27 protein-coding genes and 1 pseudogene are annotated in these 17,195 nt (G+C 60.7%); 7 read left to right on the top strand and 21 right to left on the bottom strand.

All coding sequences use genetic code 11. The annotated features are described in order from the left end of the window. Positions 1 to 27 precede the first annotated feature (27 nt). Together ACFLEY_RS22780 and ACFLEY_RS22785 are read left to right on the top strand one after the other, a co-directional pair. A complete protein-coding gene (locus ACFLEY_RS22780) occupies positions 28 to 318 on the top strand; it encodes a hypothetical protein (protein WP_396604917.1) in 291 nt (96 codons plus the stop codon). Between the two features lie 62 nt (positions 319 to 380). Next, complete coding sequence (locus tag ACFLEY_RS22785) at positions 381 to 1,304, top strand: hypothetical protein (protein WP_396604918.1); 924 nt, start codon at positions 381 to 383, stop codon at positions 1,302 to 1,304. A gap of 105 nt (positions 1,305 to 1,409) precedes the next feature. Here the strand turns inward: ACFLEY_RS22785 and ACFLEY_RS22790 are convergent, their stop codons facing one another. The 13 genes from ACFLEY_RS22790 to ACFLEY_RS22850 all read right to left on the bottom strand — a co-directional run bounded on the left by ACFLEY_RS22790 (position 1,410) and on the right by ACFLEY_RS22850 (position 6,817). Beyond that, a complete protein-coding gene (locus ACFLEY_RS22790) occupies positions 1,410 to 2,429 on the bottom strand; it encodes a PIN domain-containing protein (protein ID WP_396604919.1) in 1,020 nt (339 codons plus the stop codon). 115 nt (positions 2,430 to 2,544) lie between these two features. Further along, positions 2,545 to 2,799, bottom strand: coding sequence for a hypothetical protein (locus ACFLEY_RS22795; RefSeq protein WP_396604920.1), 255 nt, complete (start codon positions 2,797 to 2,799; stop codon positions 2,545 to 2,547). Then, a complete protein-coding gene (locus tag ACFLEY_RS22800) occupies positions 2,799 to 3,095 on the bottom strand; it encodes a hypothetical protein (RefSeq protein WP_253623497.1) in 297 nt (98 codons plus the stop codon). Before ACFLEY_RS22800 ends, ACFLEY_RS22795 begins: the two co-directional genes overlap by 1 nt. Further along, the gene (locus ACFLEY_RS22805; protein ID WP_396604921.1) at positions 3,095 to 3,241 is read right to left on the bottom strand and encodes a hypothetical protein; all 147 of its coding nucleotides are present in this window, start codon (positions 3,239 to 3,241) and stop codon (positions 3,095 to 3,097) included. Before ACFLEY_RS22805 ends, ACFLEY_RS22800 begins: the two co-directional genes overlap by 1 nt. Then, positions 3,238 to 3,486 carry a hypothetical protein gene (locus ACFLEY_RS22810; protein WP_396604922.1) on the bottom strand — a complete coding sequence of 83 codons (249 nt, stop codon included), beginning with the start codon at positions 3,484 to 3,486 and terminating at the stop codon, positions 3,238 to 3,240. Before ACFLEY_RS22810 ends, ACFLEY_RS22805 begins: the two co-directional genes overlap by 4 nt. Then, a complete protein-coding gene (locus ACFLEY_RS22815; protein WP_396604979.1) occupies positions 3,483 to 3,845 on the bottom strand; it encodes a hypothetical protein in 363 nt (120 codons plus the stop codon). Before ACFLEY_RS22815 ends, ACFLEY_RS22810 begins: the two co-directional genes overlap by 4 nt. Before the next feature lie 298 nt (positions 3,846 to 4,143). Continuing rightward, positions 4,144 to 4,680, bottom strand: a complete 537-nt coding sequence (locus tag ACFLEY_RS22820) for a TIGR02594 family protein (protein WP_396604923.1) — start codon at positions 4,678 to 4,680, stop codon at positions 4,144 to 4,146. A gap of 27 nt (positions 4,681 to 4,707) precedes the next feature. Beyond that, a complete protein-coding gene (locus tag ACFLEY_RS22825; protein ID WP_396604924.1) occupies positions 4,708 to 4,998 on the bottom strand; it encodes a hypothetical protein in 291 nt (96 codons plus the stop codon). Next, positions 4,995 to 5,588 carry an MT-A70 family methyltransferase gene (locus ACFLEY_RS22830; protein ID WP_396604925.1) on the bottom strand — a complete coding sequence of 198 codons (594 nt, stop codon included), beginning with the start codon at positions 5,586 to 5,588 and terminating at the stop codon, positions 4,995 to 4,997. Before ACFLEY_RS22830 ends, ACFLEY_RS22825 begins: the two co-directional genes overlap by 4 nt. A 59-nt stretch (positions 5,589 to 5,647) precedes the next feature. Beyond that, a complete protein-coding gene (locus tag ACFLEY_RS22835; RefSeq protein ID WP_396604926.1) occupies positions 5,648 to 5,821 on the bottom strand; it encodes a hypothetical protein in 174 nt (57 codons plus the stop codon). After that, entirely contained in the window at positions 5,818 to 6,012 is a 195-nt protein-coding gene (locus ACFLEY_RS22840; RefSeq protein ID WP_396604927.1) for a hypothetical protein, read from the bottom strand. Before ACFLEY_RS22840 ends, ACFLEY_RS22835 begins: the two co-directional genes overlap by 4 nt. Then, positions 6,009 to 6,317, bottom strand: coding sequence for a hypothetical protein (locus tag ACFLEY_RS22845; RefSeq protein WP_060912100.1), 309 nt, complete (start codon positions 6,315 to 6,317; stop codon positions 6,009 to 6,011). The genes ACFLEY_RS22840 and ACFLEY_RS22845 overlap by 4 nt, the downstream gene beginning before the upstream one ends. After that, the gene (locus ACFLEY_RS22850) at positions 6,314 to 6,817 is read right to left on the bottom strand and encodes a deoxycytidylate deaminase (protein ID WP_396604928.1); all 504 of its coding nucleotides are present in this window, start codon (positions 6,815 to 6,817) and stop codon (positions 6,314 to 6,316) included. The genes ACFLEY_RS22845 and ACFLEY_RS22850 overlap by 4 nt, the downstream gene beginning before the upstream one ends. A gap of 183 nt (positions 6,818 to 7,000) precedes the next feature. Between ACFLEY_RS22850 and ACFLEY_RS22855 the strand changes: the two genes are divergently transcribed. After that, the gene (locus ACFLEY_RS22855) at positions 7,001 to 7,510 is read left to right on the top strand and encodes a hypothetical protein (RefSeq protein WP_396604929.1); all 510 of its coding nucleotides are present in this window, start codon (positions 7,001 to 7,003) and stop codon (positions 7,508 to 7,510) included. Next, a complete protein-coding gene (locus tag ACFLEY_RS22860) occupies positions 7,507 to 8,094 on the top strand; it encodes a DUF4118 domain-containing protein (protein WP_396604930.1) in 588 nt (195 codons plus the stop codon). The genes ACFLEY_RS22855 and ACFLEY_RS22860 overlap by 4 nt, the downstream gene beginning before the upstream one ends. On the opposite strand, the gene ACFLEY_RS22865 is transcribed toward ACFLEY_RS22860, so the two are convergent. From ACFLEY_RS22865 to ACFLEY_RS22895, 7 genes are all read right to left on the bottom strand, one after another. Beyond that, positions 8,054 to 8,713, bottom strand: coding sequence for an SLOG family protein (locus ACFLEY_RS22865; RefSeq protein WP_396604931.1), 660 nt, complete (start codon positions 8,711 to 8,713; stop codon positions 8,054 to 8,056). The genes ACFLEY_RS22860 and ACFLEY_RS22865 overlap by 41 nt on opposite strands. Continuing rightward, the gene (locus ACFLEY_RS22870) at positions 8,713 to 9,069 is read right to left on the bottom strand and encodes a hypothetical protein (RefSeq protein WP_396604932.1); all 357 of its coding nucleotides are present in this window, start codon (positions 9,067 to 9,069) and stop codon (positions 8,713 to 8,715) included. Before ACFLEY_RS22870 ends, ACFLEY_RS22865 begins: the two co-directional genes overlap by 1 nt. A 24-nt stretch (positions 9,070 to 9,093) precedes the next feature. After that, a complete protein-coding gene (locus ACFLEY_RS22875; RefSeq protein ID WP_396604933.1) occupies positions 9,094 to 9,513 on the bottom strand; it encodes a DUF6884 domain-containing protein in 420 nt (139 codons plus the stop codon). 62 nt (positions 9,514 to 9,575) lie between these two features. Beyond that, positions 9,576 to 9,830, bottom strand: coding sequence for a hypothetical protein (locus tag ACFLEY_RS22880; protein ID WP_396604934.1), 255 nt, complete (start codon positions 9,828 to 9,830; stop codon positions 9,576 to 9,578). After that, positions 9,830 to 10,084: a hypothetical protein gene (locus tag ACFLEY_RS22885; RefSeq protein WP_396604935.1), complete on the bottom strand. Its 255-nt coding sequence runs from the start codon at positions 10,082 to 10,084 to the stop codon at positions 9,830 to 9,832. Before ACFLEY_RS22885 ends, ACFLEY_RS22880 begins: the two co-directional genes overlap by 1 nt. Positions 10,085 to 10,093: 9 nt before the next feature. Next, positions 10,094 to 11,329, bottom strand: coding sequence for a tyrosine-type recombinase/integrase (locus ACFLEY_RS22890; protein WP_396604936.1), 1,236 nt, complete (start codon positions 11,327 to 11,329; stop codon positions 10,094 to 10,096). A gap of 257 nt (positions 11,330 to 11,586) precedes the next feature. Then, the gene (locus tag ACFLEY_RS22895) at positions 11,587 to 11,781 is read right to left on the bottom strand and encodes an RNA-binding protein (RefSeq protein WP_231166472.1); all 195 of its coding nucleotides are present in this window, start codon (positions 11,779 to 11,781) and stop codon (positions 11,587 to 11,589) included. Positions 11,782 to 12,290: 509 nt separating this feature from the next. Here ACFLEY_RS22895 and ACFLEY_RS22900 point away from each other — a divergent pair. Further along, positions 12,291 to 12,689 carry a transposase gene (locus ACFLEY_RS22900; RefSeq protein ID WP_026192391.1) on the top strand — a complete coding sequence of 133 codons (399 nt, stop codon included), beginning with the start codon at positions 12,291 to 12,293 and terminating at the stop codon, positions 12,687 to 12,689. Continuing rightward, positions 12,686 to 12,970: an IS66 family insertion sequence element accessory protein TnpB gene (tnpB, locus tag ACFLEY_RS22905; RefSeq protein WP_060909737.1), complete on the top strand. Its 285-nt coding sequence runs from the start codon at positions 12,686 to 12,688 to the stop codon at positions 12,968 to 12,970. The genes ACFLEY_RS22900 and tnpB overlap by 4 nt, the downstream gene beginning before the upstream one ends. Here the strand turns inward: tnpB and ACFLEY_RS22910 are convergent. Beyond that, the gene (locus ACFLEY_RS22910) at positions 12,886 to 15,024 is read right to left on the bottom strand and encodes a recombinase family protein (RefSeq protein ID WP_396604937.1); all 2,139 of its coding nucleotides are present in this window, start codon (positions 15,022 to 15,024) and stop codon (positions 12,886 to 12,888) included. The genes tnpB and ACFLEY_RS22910 overlap by 85 nt on opposite strands. Positions 15,025 to 15,612: 588 nt before the next feature. Between ACFLEY_RS22910 and tnpC the strand changes: the two are divergent. Next, positions 15,613 to 17,155: pseudogene (tnpC, locus tag ACFLEY_RS22915) on the top strand (IS66 family transposase). Positions 17,156 to 17,195: the final 40 nt, after the last annotated feature.

Below are 17,195 nucleotides of genomic sequence, written 5' to 3' on the forward strand. Positions count from 1 at the left end.
ATGGACCAAGACCGGAGTGAGGGAGCCATGACACCGGATACCGTCTTTTGGCGTCGAAAGGAGCGTGACGACATTCTGAAAGAGGTGATCAAGGCTTCACAGGAGGTCGATCGGGTCGCGCTAGTTTATGGCGAATTATATGAGTTCTTAGGTGATCGTCGGGACAAGCATTCAAGAGCAGCTATGGACTCAATCGGCGACCGACTGACAAAGGCGCAGGAGGAATTGGACATACTTTTCTCGCGGCTATCGGATGCTCATCGGGCCGTAGTGCTTGCCAGAGCCGAGATGCCCGCAGATGAGATCGCGGCCAATTAGGGCGACGCTTTGGCAGCGCGACTCGCGCTCAAATCACGGCGTCTTCATAAACGAGGAATGGGATGGGAAGGATATTGTTGACTCTCGTTGCTCTGGCTCTTGCCGCGGCTCCGTCTGGCTCCGCACATGGCGAAGCATCGGTTGTAAAGGGGGACCTCAAATGCGGCGAGGAGAGCGATTGCTACATATCAGATATGGAAATCCACGGCGAGATTGACAACGCAACGGTCGAGCAGGTGAGTAAACGTCTTGAGGACCTTCATAAGGTTGCGGATGCTCTTAAGAAGCCAATACACCCTTTTAAAGTTGTCTTGGATAGTCCGGGAGGAAGCGTATCCGCCGCTATGAAGATAGGTCGATTGCTGCGGCGAGAGAATATGGGCGCTGAGATTGCAATGAAGTATCCCCCAGGTGAAGGACGTTGTGTGAGTGCGTGCGTCCTAATTTATGCCGGCGCGATACATCGGTCGTTCGATCAGCCTCGTTTTTCCAAGCTCGGCATTCACCGACCGTATCTGGAGGTGCCCAAGCAGGACCTTTCTTCAGGTAAATTGCAGGACGCCTACCGCCAAACGCTTGAGGACGTACGCGCGTACATGCGGGAGATGAACGTGTCTGAACGGCTGGCAGAGGCGATGTTTCGCATCGAGCCCGAGAAGGTACGCTTTCTTTCCCGAGAGGCGGCACAAGCATATGGGCTGACCGAGTGGGACCCTGTGTACAATGAAATGGCAGACCTAGAGGAAGCGAAAAAGCTGGGCCTGAACCGCCAAATGTTCATGGAGCGTCGCAAACAGGCACTCAGCGGCTGCCAATGGCTTAAGCCGTCGATTAATGAACCAATTGAGCGTTGGCGGAATTGCTATGATGGCGTGATGACGGGCACTCGTCCGGCCCCGGTCTATGTTGCTCCACGGGGGGCTCCGGATTTTAGTAGCTTTGGCGAGCCTGTTGATCCGCTCAACTGGAAGCGGTATCCGTTTTGATGTTGGTTTGACTTTGTCGTGTCGGTCCGGGCACTGAGAAACGGGCTATGGGGCCGGGCTGCTCGGCGCTGGCGGCAAAATTCGGCTTCGACCGGCTCAGTGCGCTTAGGTGTCGAGCATATCCCATTCGTCCCCTAGCACCCATCTCAATGCAGATAGCTTCCCGTTCATCATTCCCCAGTCGAATTTTGAGTACGGACCAAGGTTCTCCTTGCCGTATTTCTTTTCGACCTTAGCTGCGGATTTCAGGGCGCCCTCCCAGATGTCCGCCTGAATCAGGTTCTTTCGCTTGGGCCAGGGTACCTCCGGCAGCTTAGGGACGATCTTTTCTTTACCAACCTCGATCTTATACCTGGATACCATGTGCCGGTCGTACCAGATCCTGTCCAGAAGTTCCGAAATTGCATCGGAGATATCGCTCATGCTGCGGATCGGCTGATCGTAAGACTCATCCAGCCATGGCACGGCATCCTTCAGGTGCATCGCATCGAGCGCATCACCGATGCTGATGAAGTATCGCGACTTGATTTTGGAGAACAGTGCGGCCAGATCTGGGTGCGGTAGCTTGCTATTACCCGTGGGAGAGCTGAAGTCGCGAGTGTTGTGGGTCACGAACGCAAAGCGATCGCCCGGCTTACCGTTTTGCTTGATGTACTCCGAATAGGCTTCGATGATCAGCGCGTCGTTGAAGCTGTTTTTGTCCCGATGAAACGGGGCCTTCTTCTGCATAGCTCGATCTGAGGCCCGAATCTTCATTGCGTCGCTGATCTGAACGATGTCGCCTGCTTTGATGAGAGTTTCGATCTGGTCGGCGGCATGTTCGGCTACAGCCTTTGGCGTCTTTATCGGGCTTTCCACGTCATCGAAAAGTCGGTGAAGGGTCCTCGATCTTCTTTTGCCTCCCTGCTGGACGACGATCTCCTTTGCTCGGCTCAGAGTCGTGGTGATGCTTTTGGAATATTCGACGATCATCCTGTCCCGATTCCGCATGAACTCGTCGAGGACAACCTGCGGGACGATGATATTGATTAGCTTGTCGTGCCTCAGGTTAAGCAGGAAATCGAAATTCTTAGATTGGGACGGCGTCTTGGCCATATCGAGCCAGACGCAGGTGTCGACCAGCATCTTAAGCATGTCTCAACGAAACCATTTTCGTATGGGGAGTCGCGGCGGGCCTCCCCACATCCATAGCATGCTCCAGTCTGCGGTCATACTCCGTCTTGTGGCGACGGTCCTTTGCTCATCGGTATCGATCTCCCGGCTCCCAGCCCTCTGGCTTCTCGTCGACAAACCTAACTTCAGCGTCCGGATAGTGCTTGCTGATTAGGTTTTTGACCTCCATGTCGTCCTGGGCATCGACCACAGCGCACAGCGATTGCTCGTCGCGCTGCTCATCGCGGTCTCGGGTGCCGCTCACCCAGGTCTTGAACGGGGGCCGCGTGCAGCCCTCGTCCGCGTAGTTGCCGGACCACCAGCTCGCCCAATGTCTCGGCATCAGCGATAGATCCTCAGGCAAGCGGTGCTGATCATTTGGGTCGTCGGCTGACATTTCCGATCGATCCACGGATGCGCGCGCGAAGTGAACTCCAGGTGCTCCATCCGGATCTGGTCCTTGATCTTGCCGAGGGCTTCATCCTTGAAGTTTATGCCCTTGGGGAAGGGCTCGACCCTGTTCCAGGTCAGGTTCTCGCGGGGAAGCCCCGGCGGGATGACGCGGTAGCCGCGGTTCTCCAGCGCCTTGGTCAGGGTGTCGTCGCTGAAGAAGACTACGTCTCTCGGATCTATGAACATCAGGCGGCCTTGTCCTTGATGTCCTTGATCAGGCTGCCCGGCACCTGGGATCGGTGCATGACGACGTAGCCGTGCATCTCCAGGATCTTGATCACGTCGACGAGGGGGTAGCCGTAGACGGTCTTGCGGTGCTCGCTGTTTCTCATGCTGCTAGGTTCCATTGGTCGATTGCGATGTGTTGGCGGACGAACATGTCGTCCCCTCGGTGCTTCTTCGACAGCGGGCCATCGGCGCCACAGTCGAGGCAGGTGACGTGCGGGAACGGACCCATGTAGAGCCCGACCCACGCGGATTTGCAGAAGGGGCAGCGGCCGAGCTTCTTACCGAAGCGATGCTCGACCTCCTCAGCCCTCATGACGTTTCGTCCGTCGTAGAGCGCCCAGCTGCTCATTCGTGCGCCTTGAACCAGTTCTCGATGAAGCGGTGGAGCTTCGGCGCCGTGGTGTGCAGGCGGGAGAGTCCTGTTCCGATACCGTCCTGCGGCACCACCACCAGCTTGCCGGCGTCGAGCGCCTTCTGGACACGCTCCAGGTCGCGCATCACGCTGACCTGGCACTCGATGCTGTCGTCGAAGAAAGCGTCGGGAGCCATGCTGGGCTTCCATTTGGTGGCCACGCCGATCGCGTTGGGTTCGCCGCGCATCTGCGCTGCCTGACCGCCGTAGCCGCGGCGCTCAACGTTGTCGCCGAAGACGAAGATGGTGTCGGGGTTGTTCTTCAGATCAGCTCGCGTGATCCAGGGCTGTCTCATGATCGGCAATGTTGTCTCCCGTTGCTGTCCTGCTCTTCCCCGACGTATTGGAGGAGCGTCATTCCCTCGTGCGTGCAGCAGTAGCCTGCTCCCCGCATCTCCCCGTCTTCGCTCCACAGGCCCTTGCCGTATTGAGCGAAGCCTTTGCGCGCCAAGGCACGAATCGATCGCCGCACATGCCGGGGATCGAGTCCGGACCTCTGAGCGACTGCGCGGAACGACAGGTAATTCCCGTCGTCCGCGTAGACCTGGCCGAGCGCGCGGAGAGCCTTCAGCTCTCGTTCGCTGACCGGGATTGTCACGTTGGCGACACCCAGGCGCGGATGCGGCTGCGCGGGTAGGGCATCTCGGTCACCCGGTGACCGCGCGAGTTGCCGCTGATGACGATCGGGTCACCACTCTTGGTGAATCCCGAGACGACGCCGACATGTCCGCCGCCGCGCCGGCCCATGGTCACGACTGCGCCAACCTGCGGCGCGATGCGCTGCTTGTTCTCCCAGGACAGGGCGCGGTCATTGACGCCCGAGGCGCCCGTGACCTTGCGCAAGAATGCAGAGCACCACAGGGTTGAGCGAACGCCCACCTCGTGCGCCGTGGCGCCGATGAACTGGCGGGCGCGATCGACGACGCCGACGCCCGCGCTGATGCCGCTCTGGAAGCCAGACGAGAAGGAGTCAGCGAACGACGACTCCTGCACATGTTGGCGAACGGCGACACGCTCAACAACGCGGTGATGCGCATGGCGGTGGTGGTGATGTCTCGGACGGGCCTCAGCGGCCGAAAAAGACAAAGCGAGGATCGCGGCGCCGACGAGCGCCGTGTTCAGGTTTCTCATTGTTGGGATAGCTCCGTTAGTGGTAGATCAGACCGCTGCGTTGCTGGCGGCGATCCGTTTGCGGCCGGCTTCGACCGCGGCGTAGGTGGGACAGCGGGTCCACTCGTCCTCGTGGACGATTGCGAATGCTTGCTGCACCAGGCTGGTGAAGAAGCGCGCGGCCTCTTCGCCCATGTCTGCGAGAACTCGGTCTCCGCAGATCATTCGGAATTTGAGCTGGGGCTTCTTGCCCTCGTTCTCGATTTTCGTGGCGCTGAACCCGATGGGGCCGGCCGACACGACGACGACGTTCGTGATCTTGCTGGTGACGTTGCTCATGCTGCGATCTCCATCTGCTGCTGGTTGAACTTCGTGGTTTCGTTCCCCCAAGCGTCCCAGCCAGGACGGACCTCGCGGCTGAAGATGTCGGCCTTCGGATAAGGCCCAGCCATCTTCGCGGCCTCGACGTAGCCCTGCTCAGGCTTGCGCGAGTGCTCGCGGCGCGGCTCAAGGATCGCGGAGCGGATGTTGCGGGAGTGGATGCGTGGCTTGCCGACCTTCCCGATCAGGAAGGGCTCGTGGCAGTTGCGGAGCACGTAGCCGGTACCGAACGTCGGACGGCTGCCGTCCTTGACCATCTTCACCCAGACGCCCTGGGTGCAGTAGTCGACGCCCCATCTGCGGAAGCACTCGCGTGCGGCGTCGTACATCGGCGCCGTGGCGTAGAGCCAAACCCACATGCCATCGCGGTGAGCGAGATCAGCCATCGGCATCGAGAAGATCTTCTCGATGTCCCAGCACTCGTAGTGCTGCTCAGCCGACTTGCCCTTGCCTTCCTCCGAATAGGTCTCGAAGCGCCACGGCGGATCGATCTTCGCGAGGCCGTAGTGGGCTCTGTGCAGAGGGTAGAGCTGGAAGTTATCGTTCATTTGCGCTCTTTGAATTCATGCAAACGGCGGGACATAGGTCTCCCGCCGATGCGGTTGGATCAGGGGAGGAGCTTGGCGAATGACTTGTTGATCCGCTCGATGCGCTCAACATTGCAGTCGTAGCACCACGCGCCCCAGTGGGTTTTGCGACACTCACCCTTGCAGCCGAGGCAGCGGGTGCGCTTTCCGGTCTTGTAGTTCTCCGGATCGCGCCAGGGTTCCTCGACGCTCATCGCGGGGTGATCGTCAGATCGAAGTGCCGGCCGACGTAGAAGGCCTTCCGGTTGCGGTCGTTCATTGGGACGCTGACGGCGATCGGCATCCACGGCTGCCATTCAGCAGCGCAAACCGCGCGCCCCTGTCCCACAAGGAACAGCTTGTCGCCCTTGTCCTGCACTTCGAGTACGTGCGCTTCGATCTTCATCGTTCCCCCATTCCCAGTTTCTCGCGCCACTCGCGCGCCTCAGGCAGAAGCTCCTTCACCAAGACGTCGTCCTCGGTCTTGGCGACGATCGCCTGCACCAGCCGGGCGTCCGGCAGGATGGACTGGCAGGGCTGCTTCTTGTTCTCCCGCTTGCAGCCCGGCTCGGTCAGCTTCTCGCGGACCACGAACAAGTCGCGGTCGGGTCCGAATCGTTCGATCAGGCCGGCGAGCTTCATCCGGCCCTCGCGGTCACACTGCGCGCATTTGACGCGCACGTAGGGCAGGGGCCATTCCGAGATCTTCATCCGATGCCCTCCACAGGGGTGACGTCGATCTGCTCGCACGCGACGCCGGCCTCGGCGTAACAGGCCTGCGCAGCATCGAGCGACGCCTTCCAGCGCACCCTGCGCTCCTCGTCCAGCGTTGGCGCGACGACGCGCTTGATGCCAGCCTGGATGACGTGTAGAGCGCACCGTTCACAGGTCAGGAACGGCCAAGTGTAGAGGGTGTAGCCGTGGAGCGGCTCGCGCGCGGTCAGGATGGCGTTGATCTCGCCGTGGACCACCAGCCCATACTTCACGTCGCGATTGTTCAGGCGCTCGGCAGTGTCGGCGATGCCGCGAGGGAAGCCGTTGTAGCCGGTCGCGGCAACCGTGCGATCAGGGCGCACGATGACGGCGCCGACCTTGGTGCTCGGGTCCTTGGATCCAGCCGCGATCTCACGCGCGACGCGCAGGTGGTAGAGGTCCCACCAGAGCTGGGTGCGGCGTGCTTCTTGGAACTCGGGAGAGAGGTGCGCAGTCATCAATTTGCACTCTTCTCAACTGGAGTTGACCAAAGGGCAGGCATGCTGACCAATTCTTGCTCACTCGAATTGATAGAAACCTGCAGAAACACGGCGTTTCTCGAAGATCGCAGCAAAAGTTCCTCCATTTGCTTTCTCGGTTTGCATTAACGCAAATATACGCCCAGCGCAAGAAGTAGCGCCGTGTCGTTTGTGAACGAACGTTCAGTGGGTGTTGCCTTTGAAAAACAGGAAGAAAATCTTTCGACCTGTTCCCCCGACAAGGTGTCGCACCGTAGTTGTACCGAGTGGGATACCAGCTTGCGTTTTCATGCAAACACCATTAGCAAGCGTCCTGAGGTCGACCTGGTGGGTCGGCGGGCTGGAAAGAAAACAAGAATGAGAAGTTCCATTGAATACCGGGGGTACGTCGTCGAACACGACGGGGCCGGCTACGTTGCCTCGTCCTTAGACGGGGAATCCTGCACACTTAGATCGAAGAGCCTGATCAGGATCATGCGTTCAGTCGACGCCCTGTGGACCGCACTGGAGGGGGGCGTGAGACAGGCTTGGATCGACACCTGGCTTGCAAACCCGGTAGCCCCTGTGCAGCTCGACGCCGCCGCCGAAGCGATGCTCGTTCCGACCAAGAGCCTCACGCCAGTGTTTCCCGCCGCGCCCATCGTCACCCCCGCAACCCAGGTGGCGGCATGACGACCATCTATCGCAACTACGACGTTGCCAAGGTCGGCAACAACTACGTCGCTCAGTCCGAAGAAGAAGTCGCTGTCATGGTCTCGCGAGATTTCACGCGGATCAGGCTGGCGATCGATCAGCTCTGGGATGGCGTCGCGCGCGGAGCGAGGCCAGTCTGGTTCTCGACCAACACGGTCCTCGATCTCGACTCCGTCGATATCGAAGCGGCGGAGAGCATTCCCTCGGAGACCGATCCTCCGAAGCAGGTCAAGAAGATCAGCTACACCTGGTTTGCATTGTCTGCTTTTGTTGTTTCGATTCCGCTCGCGGGCTTGTTGTCGCTCGTAAAGTCCAGTGCCGAGACCGAGATCCTGTTCACCTTCGCTGTCTGCGCGGTTGCTGTCGCCTACGGGCGTGGCTACGCGCTGCTGATGTGCGGTCTGTCGGCGCTCCTCTACAATTTGGTCATCGTCGAGCCGGCGCTGACGTTGACCAAGCCGACCGCCGCCGAACTGGCGTACATCTTGCTCAACATCCTGGCGTCGATCGCCATTCCCATGATCATGAAGAGCAAAGGACTTCGACCGGACTCAGGGGTATGAGCCCGTAGTCGAGACATCGCGTTGCCATGTCTCGTGTTCCTTTCCCGCCCGGGAAACCAACGGCGCAACTCGGGCGACCTTCACGCAACATCCGCTCATTGCGGAATGGACCAGCAGCGGCATCGTAAAGCTTGCCGCGGCGGTTTCTTCTGACCACAGCTCCGGGACGCTCGATGTTGTCCCAGTCGGCCGTGTAGGGATCAACGGCGATCCTACGCTCCTCAGCCCAGTCTCGAGCCAGCAGGTCAGCTCCAGTCATCTCCCCCTCAATGACGCAGGTGATCTTCCGACGCGCATGGACGGCGTCGAGAACGCGATACAGCATGGGTTTGTCGTCGTAGTCCCGACCGCCGAACACCACGACGCGATGGTTCGCCTTCAGCAGGATCGAGTCACCGTGGCAGCGATGCGGCGCGCACCAGCACCAGAGACTCTTTCCGGTCAGAGCGCTGACGTCCATGTCCGGCAGCTGCTCGCAGTCGAATCGATTGCAGACCTGGTCGCGGTTGCCGTCCACGTCGATGACGAAGCGATTGCCATAGGGCGTGCCGCGGCCGACGTAGACCGCGTCAGACGGTATGTCGCCGTGGTGCTTGTTGTAGACGCGGGGAGCGGACATCAGTTCATACCCTTAGGACCGAGCCCGATTGCGGTGAGCCTCGCCTTGAGTTGATCGTCGGTTTCGTCGGTCTGACGTTCGGTAAGATAGCACTTCGCCGTATAGTCCAGTGTCTCGCCCTCGAATGGAGCGAGCTGACCTTGGATCGTTTCGGGGAGGAGTTGCCGCCTTACCGTCTCAATCGGGAACGTGCGTTCCATCCGGGACAGCCCCGGATTTGTGCAAATAGCCTTCACTTCTCCGCCGCCGACGACCTCGACAACTTTGAAGTAGACGCCGGTCGAATGCTTCATTCCAGTTAGCTTGGTCACCGCCATGCCGGCGATGCGCCCAACCAGTTCATTATTGTCCGCCATCGTTCCACTCACTTAGCAGTCGCATCATTTCATCCTTTTCGAAAGCCAGCTCAGCTGCTCTCCGATTTTCAGTCCGTCCAACGGGATAGCAATCTCGTCGAAGCGAGTCCAAAAGTAGGGCATCAGGCCGCCGCGGTAGACCTGGCCGGCAAGGATCAGCAGCCGCGCGCCGCTGACGTCCTGCTGTTTCATCTGCTCGGTCACCCGCTGCGCCCACGCCCGCCGACCGGCGATCGCCATTTTGTTCAGAGTGGTGTCGTAGGGCGCGGTCACCCTCTCCGGATCGAGCAGGCCGTGCTCGGCGGAGAGGATGAACCAACGGTGCGCGTTCGCCTCGGCATAGTGACGCGCCATCTTGAACAGCGGAGAGACGTAGAGGTCCCGGGCAGGAACCTCAGGCTCCTGTTTGAGCTTCGAGCACGCAACGAGGGCGACATCGTTCATGAGCTGGCCTTCTTCTTCTCGATAGGTCGGCGATGCCGGTCGAAACCGGCAACGCTTCGATCTCACGCTTGGCTGGACTCGGTCGTTTCACCGGATTCCTCCCCAACGCTTCCCGGTCGATCAGCCCAAGGGTTCGGCATCTTCGACATCGAGTTCTGGTAGCTGGCGACAGCTTCCTTTGCGGCCCGGGGGGCGGCTGCACCCAGTTGCGTTACGACCCGCTCCAGCGATTGCCAGTCGCCAACCACGGGTTGGCCCATCAATGCGCTCGCCTTGGCGTGCAGGTCGGCATTGCCGCGTTTACTGGTCTTGGCCATCAGCGGAACTCCTTGCAGGCGTCGCCGCTCCGGAACGTTCCGGACGGGCAGGCCGTGCCTTGGATGTGCGGATAGGCGCGGGGTATGTCCCGGTGCAGCGCCTCGCACTTGTTGCCGAGGCCGACGTAGCCGGTTGGGCAGGTGCCGGTGCGCTGGATGCGTTCTCGTCCATCGCGGGTCGGCGTGGGGTAGGGGCTCTCGGCGAGTGCTGGGGTTGCCAGCACTGCCAGAGCGATCACAACAATCGATTTCATTTCAGTTCCTTAGAGCTTGTCTCCGAGAAGCCGCTTCAGCTCGCCGCCGAGGATGTTCTCGACCACGGTCTTCTCCGGGAGCATGTTGTATTTGTCGTAGATGTCGGTGACGTCGCCCTCCATGTGGTCGAGCGTCGCCTTGACGTCCGGTCGGGGAGCGCCGGCCCGCCGCGCGAGCGTGGCCGCGGTACGGCGCAGGTCGTGGGGCGTGAAGTGATCCATCTTCAGGAACTCACGTATGCCCATCCGCTGATTGGGCCTGCCAGTCAGCGCCTGGGCGAGCGAATTCCTCTGGAGTTCTCCGCGCTCCTCGTATCGAGAGGGGAACACGACGGTCTGCTCTTCATCTGTCACTGCCTTCTTGATGATGCCGACAGCCACATCGTTCAGGGGAACGATGATGTCGCGGCGCTTCTTCACCCGGAGCTTCGGGATGTGCCAAAGGGGCGCTTTGGACTCGAGTTCGTGCAGCTCCGGCACCAGCGCGCCCGAGGCCTGTCCCGGTCGAACCATCGTCGACAGGATCAGCTTCAGCGCTCCCTTGACGCCGGCCTCGCCGGGGCAATCCGGATCGTCGAGACCGACCCAGAAGGTCTTGATCTCGCTATCGTCGAGGACGCGCTCCCGGGGGTTCTCCTGACCCTGAGCCGGAAGCCCCTCGAACGGGTTGATCTTGGCGTACTTGCGCCCGGGAAGCTTCGCCCACTTCCAGAGCTGATAGAGCTTGGATTGGCACCGGTTGGCCTGGACCGGCGCCTCGGCGGCGACCTCTTCCAGGAACTCCATCGCCTCGTCATCGCTGATGCTGGCGAACGGCCGGCGCCCCCACTTCGCGCGCGGACGGCGGAGGAGTTGGACGTCGTTCTTCCAGGAATCGAGGTTCGGCTTGGAGTACTTCTCGATGTATTCGTCGGCCACCGCGTCGAACGTCTTGATGGCGACCGTCGAGGTCACGGTGACCTTGGTCACCTTCTCCAGGCGCGGGTCCTTGCCATTGCGCAGGTCATCGCGGTAGGCGTCGACCATCTCCCGCGCCTTGTCGAGACTGATCTCGGGGTAGGTGCCGAGCGTGACACGGATCTGCTTCCGTGTTCCCGTGACGTCGTACTTGAACGAGAAGGTCTTCTTGCCCTTGTCGGTGACCCGGAGCATCAGGCCCGTTGCCTTCTCGTCATAGACGTCCAGGCGGGTGCCTTCCTCGGCCTTGGCGGATTTGATGTAGAGGTCGGTCAGCTTCTTCTTCACTTCTGAATACCCTAAGTTTCTGCGGACCCCGGGTCCGCAATTGATGAAGCTGCTTAGGGCACAGTGGTGAATCTGATGTCAAATAATAGAGCAAAGTCAGTGACTTAGCTCCGTCACCTTTCGTCAGCTTTCGTCAGAAATGTTGGCAGAAATTGTTTTGGGTACTGCAGGTCGTTGGTTCGAATCCAGCTGCCCCGACCAGTCCCGAGGTCGAACCTCCTTCATTTCCTTCGAAATTTCGACTCGCGGATCCCGGCTCAGAACAGCAGCCAATCGGCGAGACGCCAGGCGATCCAGGCGAGGGCGCAGATCCAGCCCAGCATGACGATCCCGGCGACGCCGAGTCCGCAGAGTGCGAACAGCGAGTCTCCGGGCTCCGGCGCCTCGGAGAGTTTCTCGGTCGTATCGATCTGGCTCACAGCATCCCCCTTGCCTTGCGGCCCGTTGTTCATTGGTCTCTTCTCGCTCGACGAAATTCACCGACCGGGATCCAGCTCACACGGACGTGAGACGCGATGACCGTCCGTCCATGGCGGGCGCGCGCTGATCGTTGGCGCTCGCCAGGACCCCGGACGGATGGGAAGAAGCTGCAACGCGCCGTATGGCGATTGGTTGCGGTCGTCCGGCGCGGAAAATGCGTGCCGGATCGAACTTTCTCACGCGGCCAGCGCCTGCTTTGCAGACCCGGCGCGTTCGGCCTGAAGCCCTCGCGTTCGTTCCTTTGCGCAGCCCGACTTCCGCGCGATTTTTCAAGGCATTGGCGCGGTCGGCCCGGCGCGGAATTACCAAAGATTCATCGAACCTTTGGCTGTCGCCATGGACATATGGATGTTGGGGATTTCAGCGCCCAATACCTAACGGACGTAAGCGGAGCTTTTCTCCCATTTGATTGACTGGTTTCGCTTCGGCTTTCGCTCTGCGATCCTTGGCTTGTCAGAGAGCCGAGAGGAGACTGAAGGCGATGGAACAATCGGGGGAGGAAGCCGAAGCTGATGGCTTTGTGGGGAAGCTTACGCGCCGGACGCGTTCTGGAGGCCGGTTATGGTCTGCGGAGATCAAGGGGCGCGCTGTTTTCGAGAGCATGAAGCCCGACGCCCGGGTATGTGATGTCGCACGGCGTTATGGTGTGAAGGCCCAGCAGTTGACGACGTGGCGCAGATTGGCGCGTGCTGGCCGGCTCGCATTGGTCACGGACGACGCGGCGGATTTCGTGTCGATCGAGCTGAGCGATCCAGTGGCGTCAGGCAAGAGCGAGGGGCCCGTCGAGATTACGATTGGCAAGGTTTCGGTCCGCCTGGATGCGGACGTGTCGGCGGTGCGGATCGCGGAGATCGTGACTGCGATCGAGCGCGGCGCATGATCATTCCGGCGCAGGGACTGCGGATTGTGCTTGCTGTGCGTCCTGTTGACTTCCGGTGCGGGCACGACGCGCTGGCCGGTCTTGTGCAAAACACGCTTGGGCTCGATCCGCATTCGGGCCTGATCGTGGTTTTTCGTTCGAAGCGCGCCGACCGGCTGAAGATTTTGCTATGGGACGGCACGGGCCTCGTTTTGGTCTACAAGCGCCTTGGCCGCGATGGTCGTTTCGAGTGGCCGCAGATCAGCGACGGCGTCATGCATTGCCCCTCCTTGTTAGGCTGACAGATTCTTAGATCAAGTTGCGCGATGACGTGGTTTCGAAGGTCTCCGATGGAGTGAAGAACGGATGGTGTATTCGGGAAGAGATAGGCGCCGCTGGGCTGGCGATCAATTAGCAAACGCTTGGTTCGGATCTGAACATAGAGCCAGTTTACTGGAATCTCGAGCCTTCGGGCCAGTTCGGGCGGGCTGAGGTATGAGTCGTCATGCTCCCATCGGCTGCGCTGGGCAGTTACCTTGATGGCGGCGGCACGACGGAGCCGCCCAACGGTGATAGGCAGCACCTTATCGGCGCAACGGGGAGAGCGGTGACCTTCCCGAGTAAGGATTGTGGCGATCTTGTCGTCTGGGACGCCGTCGCGAGCGAGCGTCAGAAGGCGTTCCCGCATCTCTGTGCCTCGCGTCAATCTGGTGACGGAGTTGACGCTCATCTTCACTTCGAGCTCCGTCACGGCGCCTCCCCGCCAGACGATCCTAGCCAGGGCCAAGTCGCGCTCACCGCGGTCGAGAACGACCTTTTCGATGAGACATCGCAACAACGCCTTGCGATGCGCATCCGAGATAGTCTCGTCACCCCATATCTGCGGGAGGCGGCCGGTGAGGCTGATGACCTTGTCGTTGAGCTCCTTGCTTATGGCCACTTGTGTGATGGCTTTGGGCGGCGTCTGTCGGGCAAGCGCCTCTTCGGCGGCGCGCACGTCGTTTAGCGCCGCTTCCCATCGACGCTCGAGTTCCGAGGCGACCAACCGATTATCTGGATCAGCTCGGTTGAACTGCCGTTCGGCGAGCGCCGCCGTGTATCGCTTGCGCTCGAGCTCTCGTTCTGCACTGGAGCGTAGCGCATTGTTCGTCTGCTGCTGCACCCGGCGGGAGCGCGACAAGGCATCGAGTTCGGCCGGCGCTAGTGCGGTTAGGAATGCGTCGCCAACGGCTGCATCGATATGGGCGGCGCGGATGTGTTGGCAGGTTGGCTGACCTTCCTGGGTACGCAGGTGATTGCATACATATTCGCCGCCGCCCTTGTAGCGGACGTACATCTTATGGCCACATCGTGCGCACCAGGCAATGCCGTGGAGCAGGAGCTCGCCATTGCGAGGCGCGCCGCGGGTTTTGATGCGCATGTATTCGGCTCGGTTATCTCTGATGACGGATCGGATTTTTTCATAAATTGGCCAGTCGATATAGGCTGGATATCGATCTTTAACGACGATCCGCCACTCCTCCATCGGCCGCGGAGCCTTTTGTGGCAGGGCCCCCTCCCGCTTCGGCGGCCGGAAGCGGGTTCGTCCATAGACAAAGGCGCCCGCGTATGCGGGGTTCTTCAAGATCGCCGCGACGGCAGCCAGCGTCGCGCGCGTCCAGCACAAATCGCCATATCGATCACGACGCGGCAGTTCCAGGTCACGCTCGTTCAACGCTCGCATGACCTTGGCAACGCTGCGCAGCTGCAGGAATAACTGGAAGACGAGACCGAGCCGCCCTTGCACGGCCATGTCGGGATCCTTAACGACCACACCGCTCGGGTCCCGCATCAGCCCGATTGGCAGCATAACCGCAAGTTCGCCGCGTTCGGCTTTGGCCAGCAGGCCGGCGGTCAGCCGGCTGCGGATCGTATGTAGCTCAAGCTCGGAGATCGAACCCTTCAGCCCGAGAAGCAACCGTCCGTTGGGAGTGCCCGGATCATAGACACCATCGCGGTCGGCGATCAGGCAGCCACGTAGACCACAGATATCCAGGAGCGGATACCAGTCGGTACAATTACGCGCCAAGCGGGTCACGTCGATCGACAGGATGAGTCCCACTTCACTCAGGCCAACACGGCCAACGAGTTCCTTGAAGCCGTTACGCTGTGCTATAGACGCGCCGCTCAACCCGAGATCGGCATCAATCACGTCGATGGCCGCCTCACGCCATCCGAGTTCGCGGGCGCGCTGGCGAAGCGCGTATTGAAGGCGCAGGCTCTCCTGATTGCTTACGACCTGATGGGGCGTCGACTGCCGGATGTAGACTACGGCTTTGCGCGCCAAGTGGCTTGGTGTGACCAGCTCGGACTTCATGAGGGATCTCCGCCAAAATTGCGGCGACGTCTTCGACGATCTGGCGTCGGAGCGCGGGCGTCAGCGTCGACCAAAGATCGGCTGGATCCATGCTCATGTGCGTCGGGACAATCCGCTGTCGATAAAAGCTCGAGTAGAGCCTCCATACTCAGCTTAATCTGATTTGCCTCTTGCTCATAATATTCGATTGCGGTTGCTTGAATCAGAAGACTGCTTCCTGCGCGATACTCAACTTCATACGAAGCGGGAATGCCTCGGCCTCGCTGACCGATCTTCCTAATCACTCGATATGAGCGCCCCCACAAAGGATGGTGGGGGTCCCGAACCTCGACCACCTCCGGAAATGATTCGTCAGACTCACTATCAGGGACATTCCTCAATCCCCTCGTTTGAAGGGCTGAACTGGAAGCGAGTGGGCGAACGGATTGTCGCGACGCCAGCTGCGGCGAACTGACTCAGACCCGACAACCTGTTTCGCGCGGGGCTTTGGGATGATAGCTTGCGGATGTGCCGCCGTCCCCCTTTGATCCCGCCCGTCTTGCAGCGCTGCCCGCCGATTTGCGCGCGCTCTTCCGCGCGCAGGAAGCGATGATTGAAGCCGAGCGTCGTCGCGCAGACGATGAATGCTCGGCGCGCCTTCATGTCGAGAGTGAACTGGCTGCGTCCAAAGAGAGCGTCGAACGCCTCGAACTGCTCGTGAAGGAGTACGAGCGCGCACGTTTCGGTAAACGCTCGGAAAAGTTCAATCCCGATCAGATGCAACTGGTTCTCGAGGACATCGAGATTGCCATCGCCGAAGTCCAGGAACGCCAGGACGATCGTGCGCGCCGCGCCGGCACGGCGCCGTCCAGCCGCCGGACCAGGCGCGCTGCCCGTGCCTTTCCCGCGCACCTGCCGCGCATCGAGCAGGTGATCGAACCCGAGAACCTCGAGTGTCCCTGCGGCTGCGGCCGGATGGTCCAGATCGGCGAGGATCGCTCCCGCCGTCTCGATGTCATGGCCGCCCAGTATCGTGTGATCGAGACGGTGCGACCGCGCTACGCCTGCGCAAAGGGCTGCACCGGTGTTGCTCAGGCGCCGGCGCCCGCCCATCTCGTGGAGGGTCATCCCCACCGAGGCGCTGCTGGCGCAGGTGGCGGTCGCCAAGTTCAGCGAGCACATGCCACTCTATCGTCAGTCGCAGGTTCTGGCTCGGCATGGCATCTTCATCGATCGCGCCGTTCTGGCAGACTGGATGGGAACGGTCGCCTTCCACCTCGCGCCGCTGGTCGAGCGCATGAGCGTCGTGATGAAGCAATCGGGCCGCTTGTTCATAGACGAGACCAGGGCGCCTGTGCTCGATCCGGGCCGGGGCCGAACGAAGACCGGCTATCTGTGGGCTGTCCTGCGCGACGATCGCGGCCACGGCGGCGCTGATCCACCAATCGTGGTCTACCACTACGCGCCAGGACGCGGTGGTGACCATGCTGAGCGCATCCTCGAGGGCTTCGACGGCATCCTTCAGGTCGACGGATACCAGGGCTATCATCGGCTCGCACGGCCCAAGCGCAAAGGCGGCGTGCCGCTGCGGCTGGCCGCATGTTGGTCCCACTCAAGGCGCAAGATCATCGCAGCGACTCCGAAAGCCGGCTCACCCATCGCCGAAGCCGTTCTCGCGCGCATCGCCGCACTCTATGCGATCGAGAAGGAGATCCGTGGCGCCGACGCCCCGGCTCGGCAAACGACCCGTAACGAGCGATCACGGCCGCTCGTCGCTGAACTCGAGAGGTTTCTGCGCGAGCAAGCCGCTCGCCTGTCGCCGGGCAGCGAGATGGGCAAGGCGATCGCCTATCTCCTGAACCATTGGGATGGCCTCACCTTGTTTCTCGACGATGGTTGCGTTGAGATGGACACCAATCCCGTCGAAAATCAAATCAGGCCGCTGACTCTGACGCGTAAAAATAGTTTATTTGCTGGTCACGACGAAGGTGGTCGTTCATGGGCGCGCATAGCTTCGCTCATCGCCACCTGCAAAATCAACAGCGTGGAGCCCTACGTCTGGATGAAAGCGACGCTCAAAGCGATCGCAACCGGTCACCCGCAGTCCCGGATCGACGAGCTCCTGCCCTGGTCGTTCGGCCGCACCTCGTAATTCTCCGTCGTTGCCGCCTCCATACCCCCCGCCAACGATT

The organism is Bradyrhizobium sp. YCK136 (genome assembly GCF_044570075.1).
GTDB lineage: Bacteria > Pseudomonadota > Alphaproteobacteria > Rhizobiales > Xanthobacteraceae > Bradyrhizobium > Bradyrhizobium diazoefficiens.

Coding starts and splice junctions, on each gene's coding strand:
- ACFLEY_RS22780 (WP_396604917.1), top strand. CDS start 28: ATGACACCGGATACCGTCTTTTGGCGTCGAAAGGAGCGTGACGACATT.
- ACFLEY_RS22785 (WP_396604918.1), top strand. CDS start 381: ATGGGAAGGATATTGTTGACTCTCGTTGCTCTGGCTCTTGCCGCGGCT.
- ACFLEY_RS22790 (WP_396604919.1), bottom strand. CDS start 2,429: ATGCTGGTCGACACCTGCGTCTGGCTCGATATGGCCAAGACGCCGTCC.
- ACFLEY_RS22795 (WP_396604920.1), bottom strand. CDS start 2,799: ATGCCGAGACATTGGGCGAGCTGGTGGTCCGGCAACTACGCGGACGAG.
- ACFLEY_RS22800 (WP_253623497.1), bottom strand. CDS start 3,095: ATGTTCATAGATCCGAGAGACGTAGTCTTCTTCAGCGACGACACCCTG.
- ACFLEY_RS22805 (WP_396604921.1), bottom strand. CDS start 3,241: ATGAGAAACAGCGAGCACCGCAAGACCGTCTACGGCTACCCCCTCGTC.
- ACFLEY_RS22810 (WP_396604922.1), bottom strand. CDS start 3,486: ATGAGCAGCTGGGCGCTCTACGACGGACGAAACGTCATGAGGGCTGAG.
- ACFLEY_RS22815 (WP_396604979.1), bottom strand. CDS start 3,845: ATGAGACAGCCCTGGATCACGCGAGCTGATCTGAAGAACAACCCCGAC.
- ACFLEY_RS22820 (WP_396604923.1), bottom strand. CDS start 4,680: ATGAGAAACCTGAACACGGCGCTCGTCGGCGCCGCGATCCTCGCTTTG.
- ACFLEY_RS22825 (WP_396604924.1), bottom strand. CDS start 4,998: ATGAGCAACGTCACCAGCAAGATCACGAACGTCGTCGTCGTGTCGGCC.
- ACFLEY_RS22830 (WP_396604925.1), bottom strand. CDS start 5,588: ATGAACGATAACTTCCAGCTCTACCCTCTGCACAGAGCCCACTACGGC.
- ACFLEY_RS22835 (WP_396604926.1), bottom strand. CDS start 5,821: ATGAGCGTCGAGGAACCCTGGCGCGATCCGGAGAACTACAAGACCGGA.
- ACFLEY_RS22840 (WP_396604927.1), bottom strand. CDS start 6,012: ATGAAGATCGAAGCGCACGTACTCGAAGTGCAGGACAAGGGCGACAAG.
- ACFLEY_RS22845 (WP_060912100.1), bottom strand. CDS start 6,317: ATGAAGATCTCGGAATGGCCCCTGCCCTACGTGCGCGTCAAATGCGCG.
- ACFLEY_RS22850 (WP_396604928.1), bottom strand. CDS start 6,817: ATGACTGCGCACCTCTCTCCCGAGTTCCAAGAAGCACGCCGCACCCAG.
- ACFLEY_RS22860 (WP_396604930.1), top strand. CDS start 7,507: ATGACGACCATCTATCGCAACTACGACGTTGCCAAGGTCGGCAACAAC.
- ACFLEY_RS22865 (WP_396604931.1), bottom strand. CDS start 8,713: ATGTCCGCTCCCCGCGTCTACAACAAGCACCACGGCGACATACCGTCT.
- ACFLEY_RS22870 (WP_396604932.1), bottom strand. CDS start 9,069: ATGGCGGACAATAATGAACTGGTTGGGCGCATCGCCGGCATGGCGGTG.
- ACFLEY_RS22875 (WP_396604933.1), bottom strand. CDS start 9,513: ATGAACGATGTCGCCCTCGTTGCGTGCTCGAAGCTCAAACAGGAGCCT.
- ACFLEY_RS22880 (WP_396604934.1), bottom strand. CDS start 9,830: ATGGCCAAGACCAGTAAACGCGGCAATGCCGACCTGCACGCCAAGGCG.
- ACFLEY_RS22885 (WP_396604935.1), bottom strand. CDS start 10,084: ATGAAATCGATTGTTGTGATCGCTCTGGCAGTGCTGGCAACCCCAGCA.
- ACFLEY_RS22895 (WP_231166472.1), bottom strand. CDS start 11,781: ATGAACAACGGGCCGCAAGGCAAGGGGGATGCTGTGAGCCAGATCGAT.
- ACFLEY_RS22900 (WP_026192391.1), top strand. CDS start 12,291: ATGGAACAATCGGGGGAGGAAGCCGAAGCTGATGGCTTTGTGGGGAAG.
- tnpB (WP_060909737.1), top strand. CDS start 12,686: ATGATCATTCCGGCGCAGGGACTGCGGATTGTGCTTGCTGTGCGTCCT.
- ACFLEY_RS22910 (WP_396604937.1), bottom strand. CDS start 15,024: ATGAAGTCCGAGCTGGTCACACCAAGCCACTTGGCGCGCAAAGCCGTA.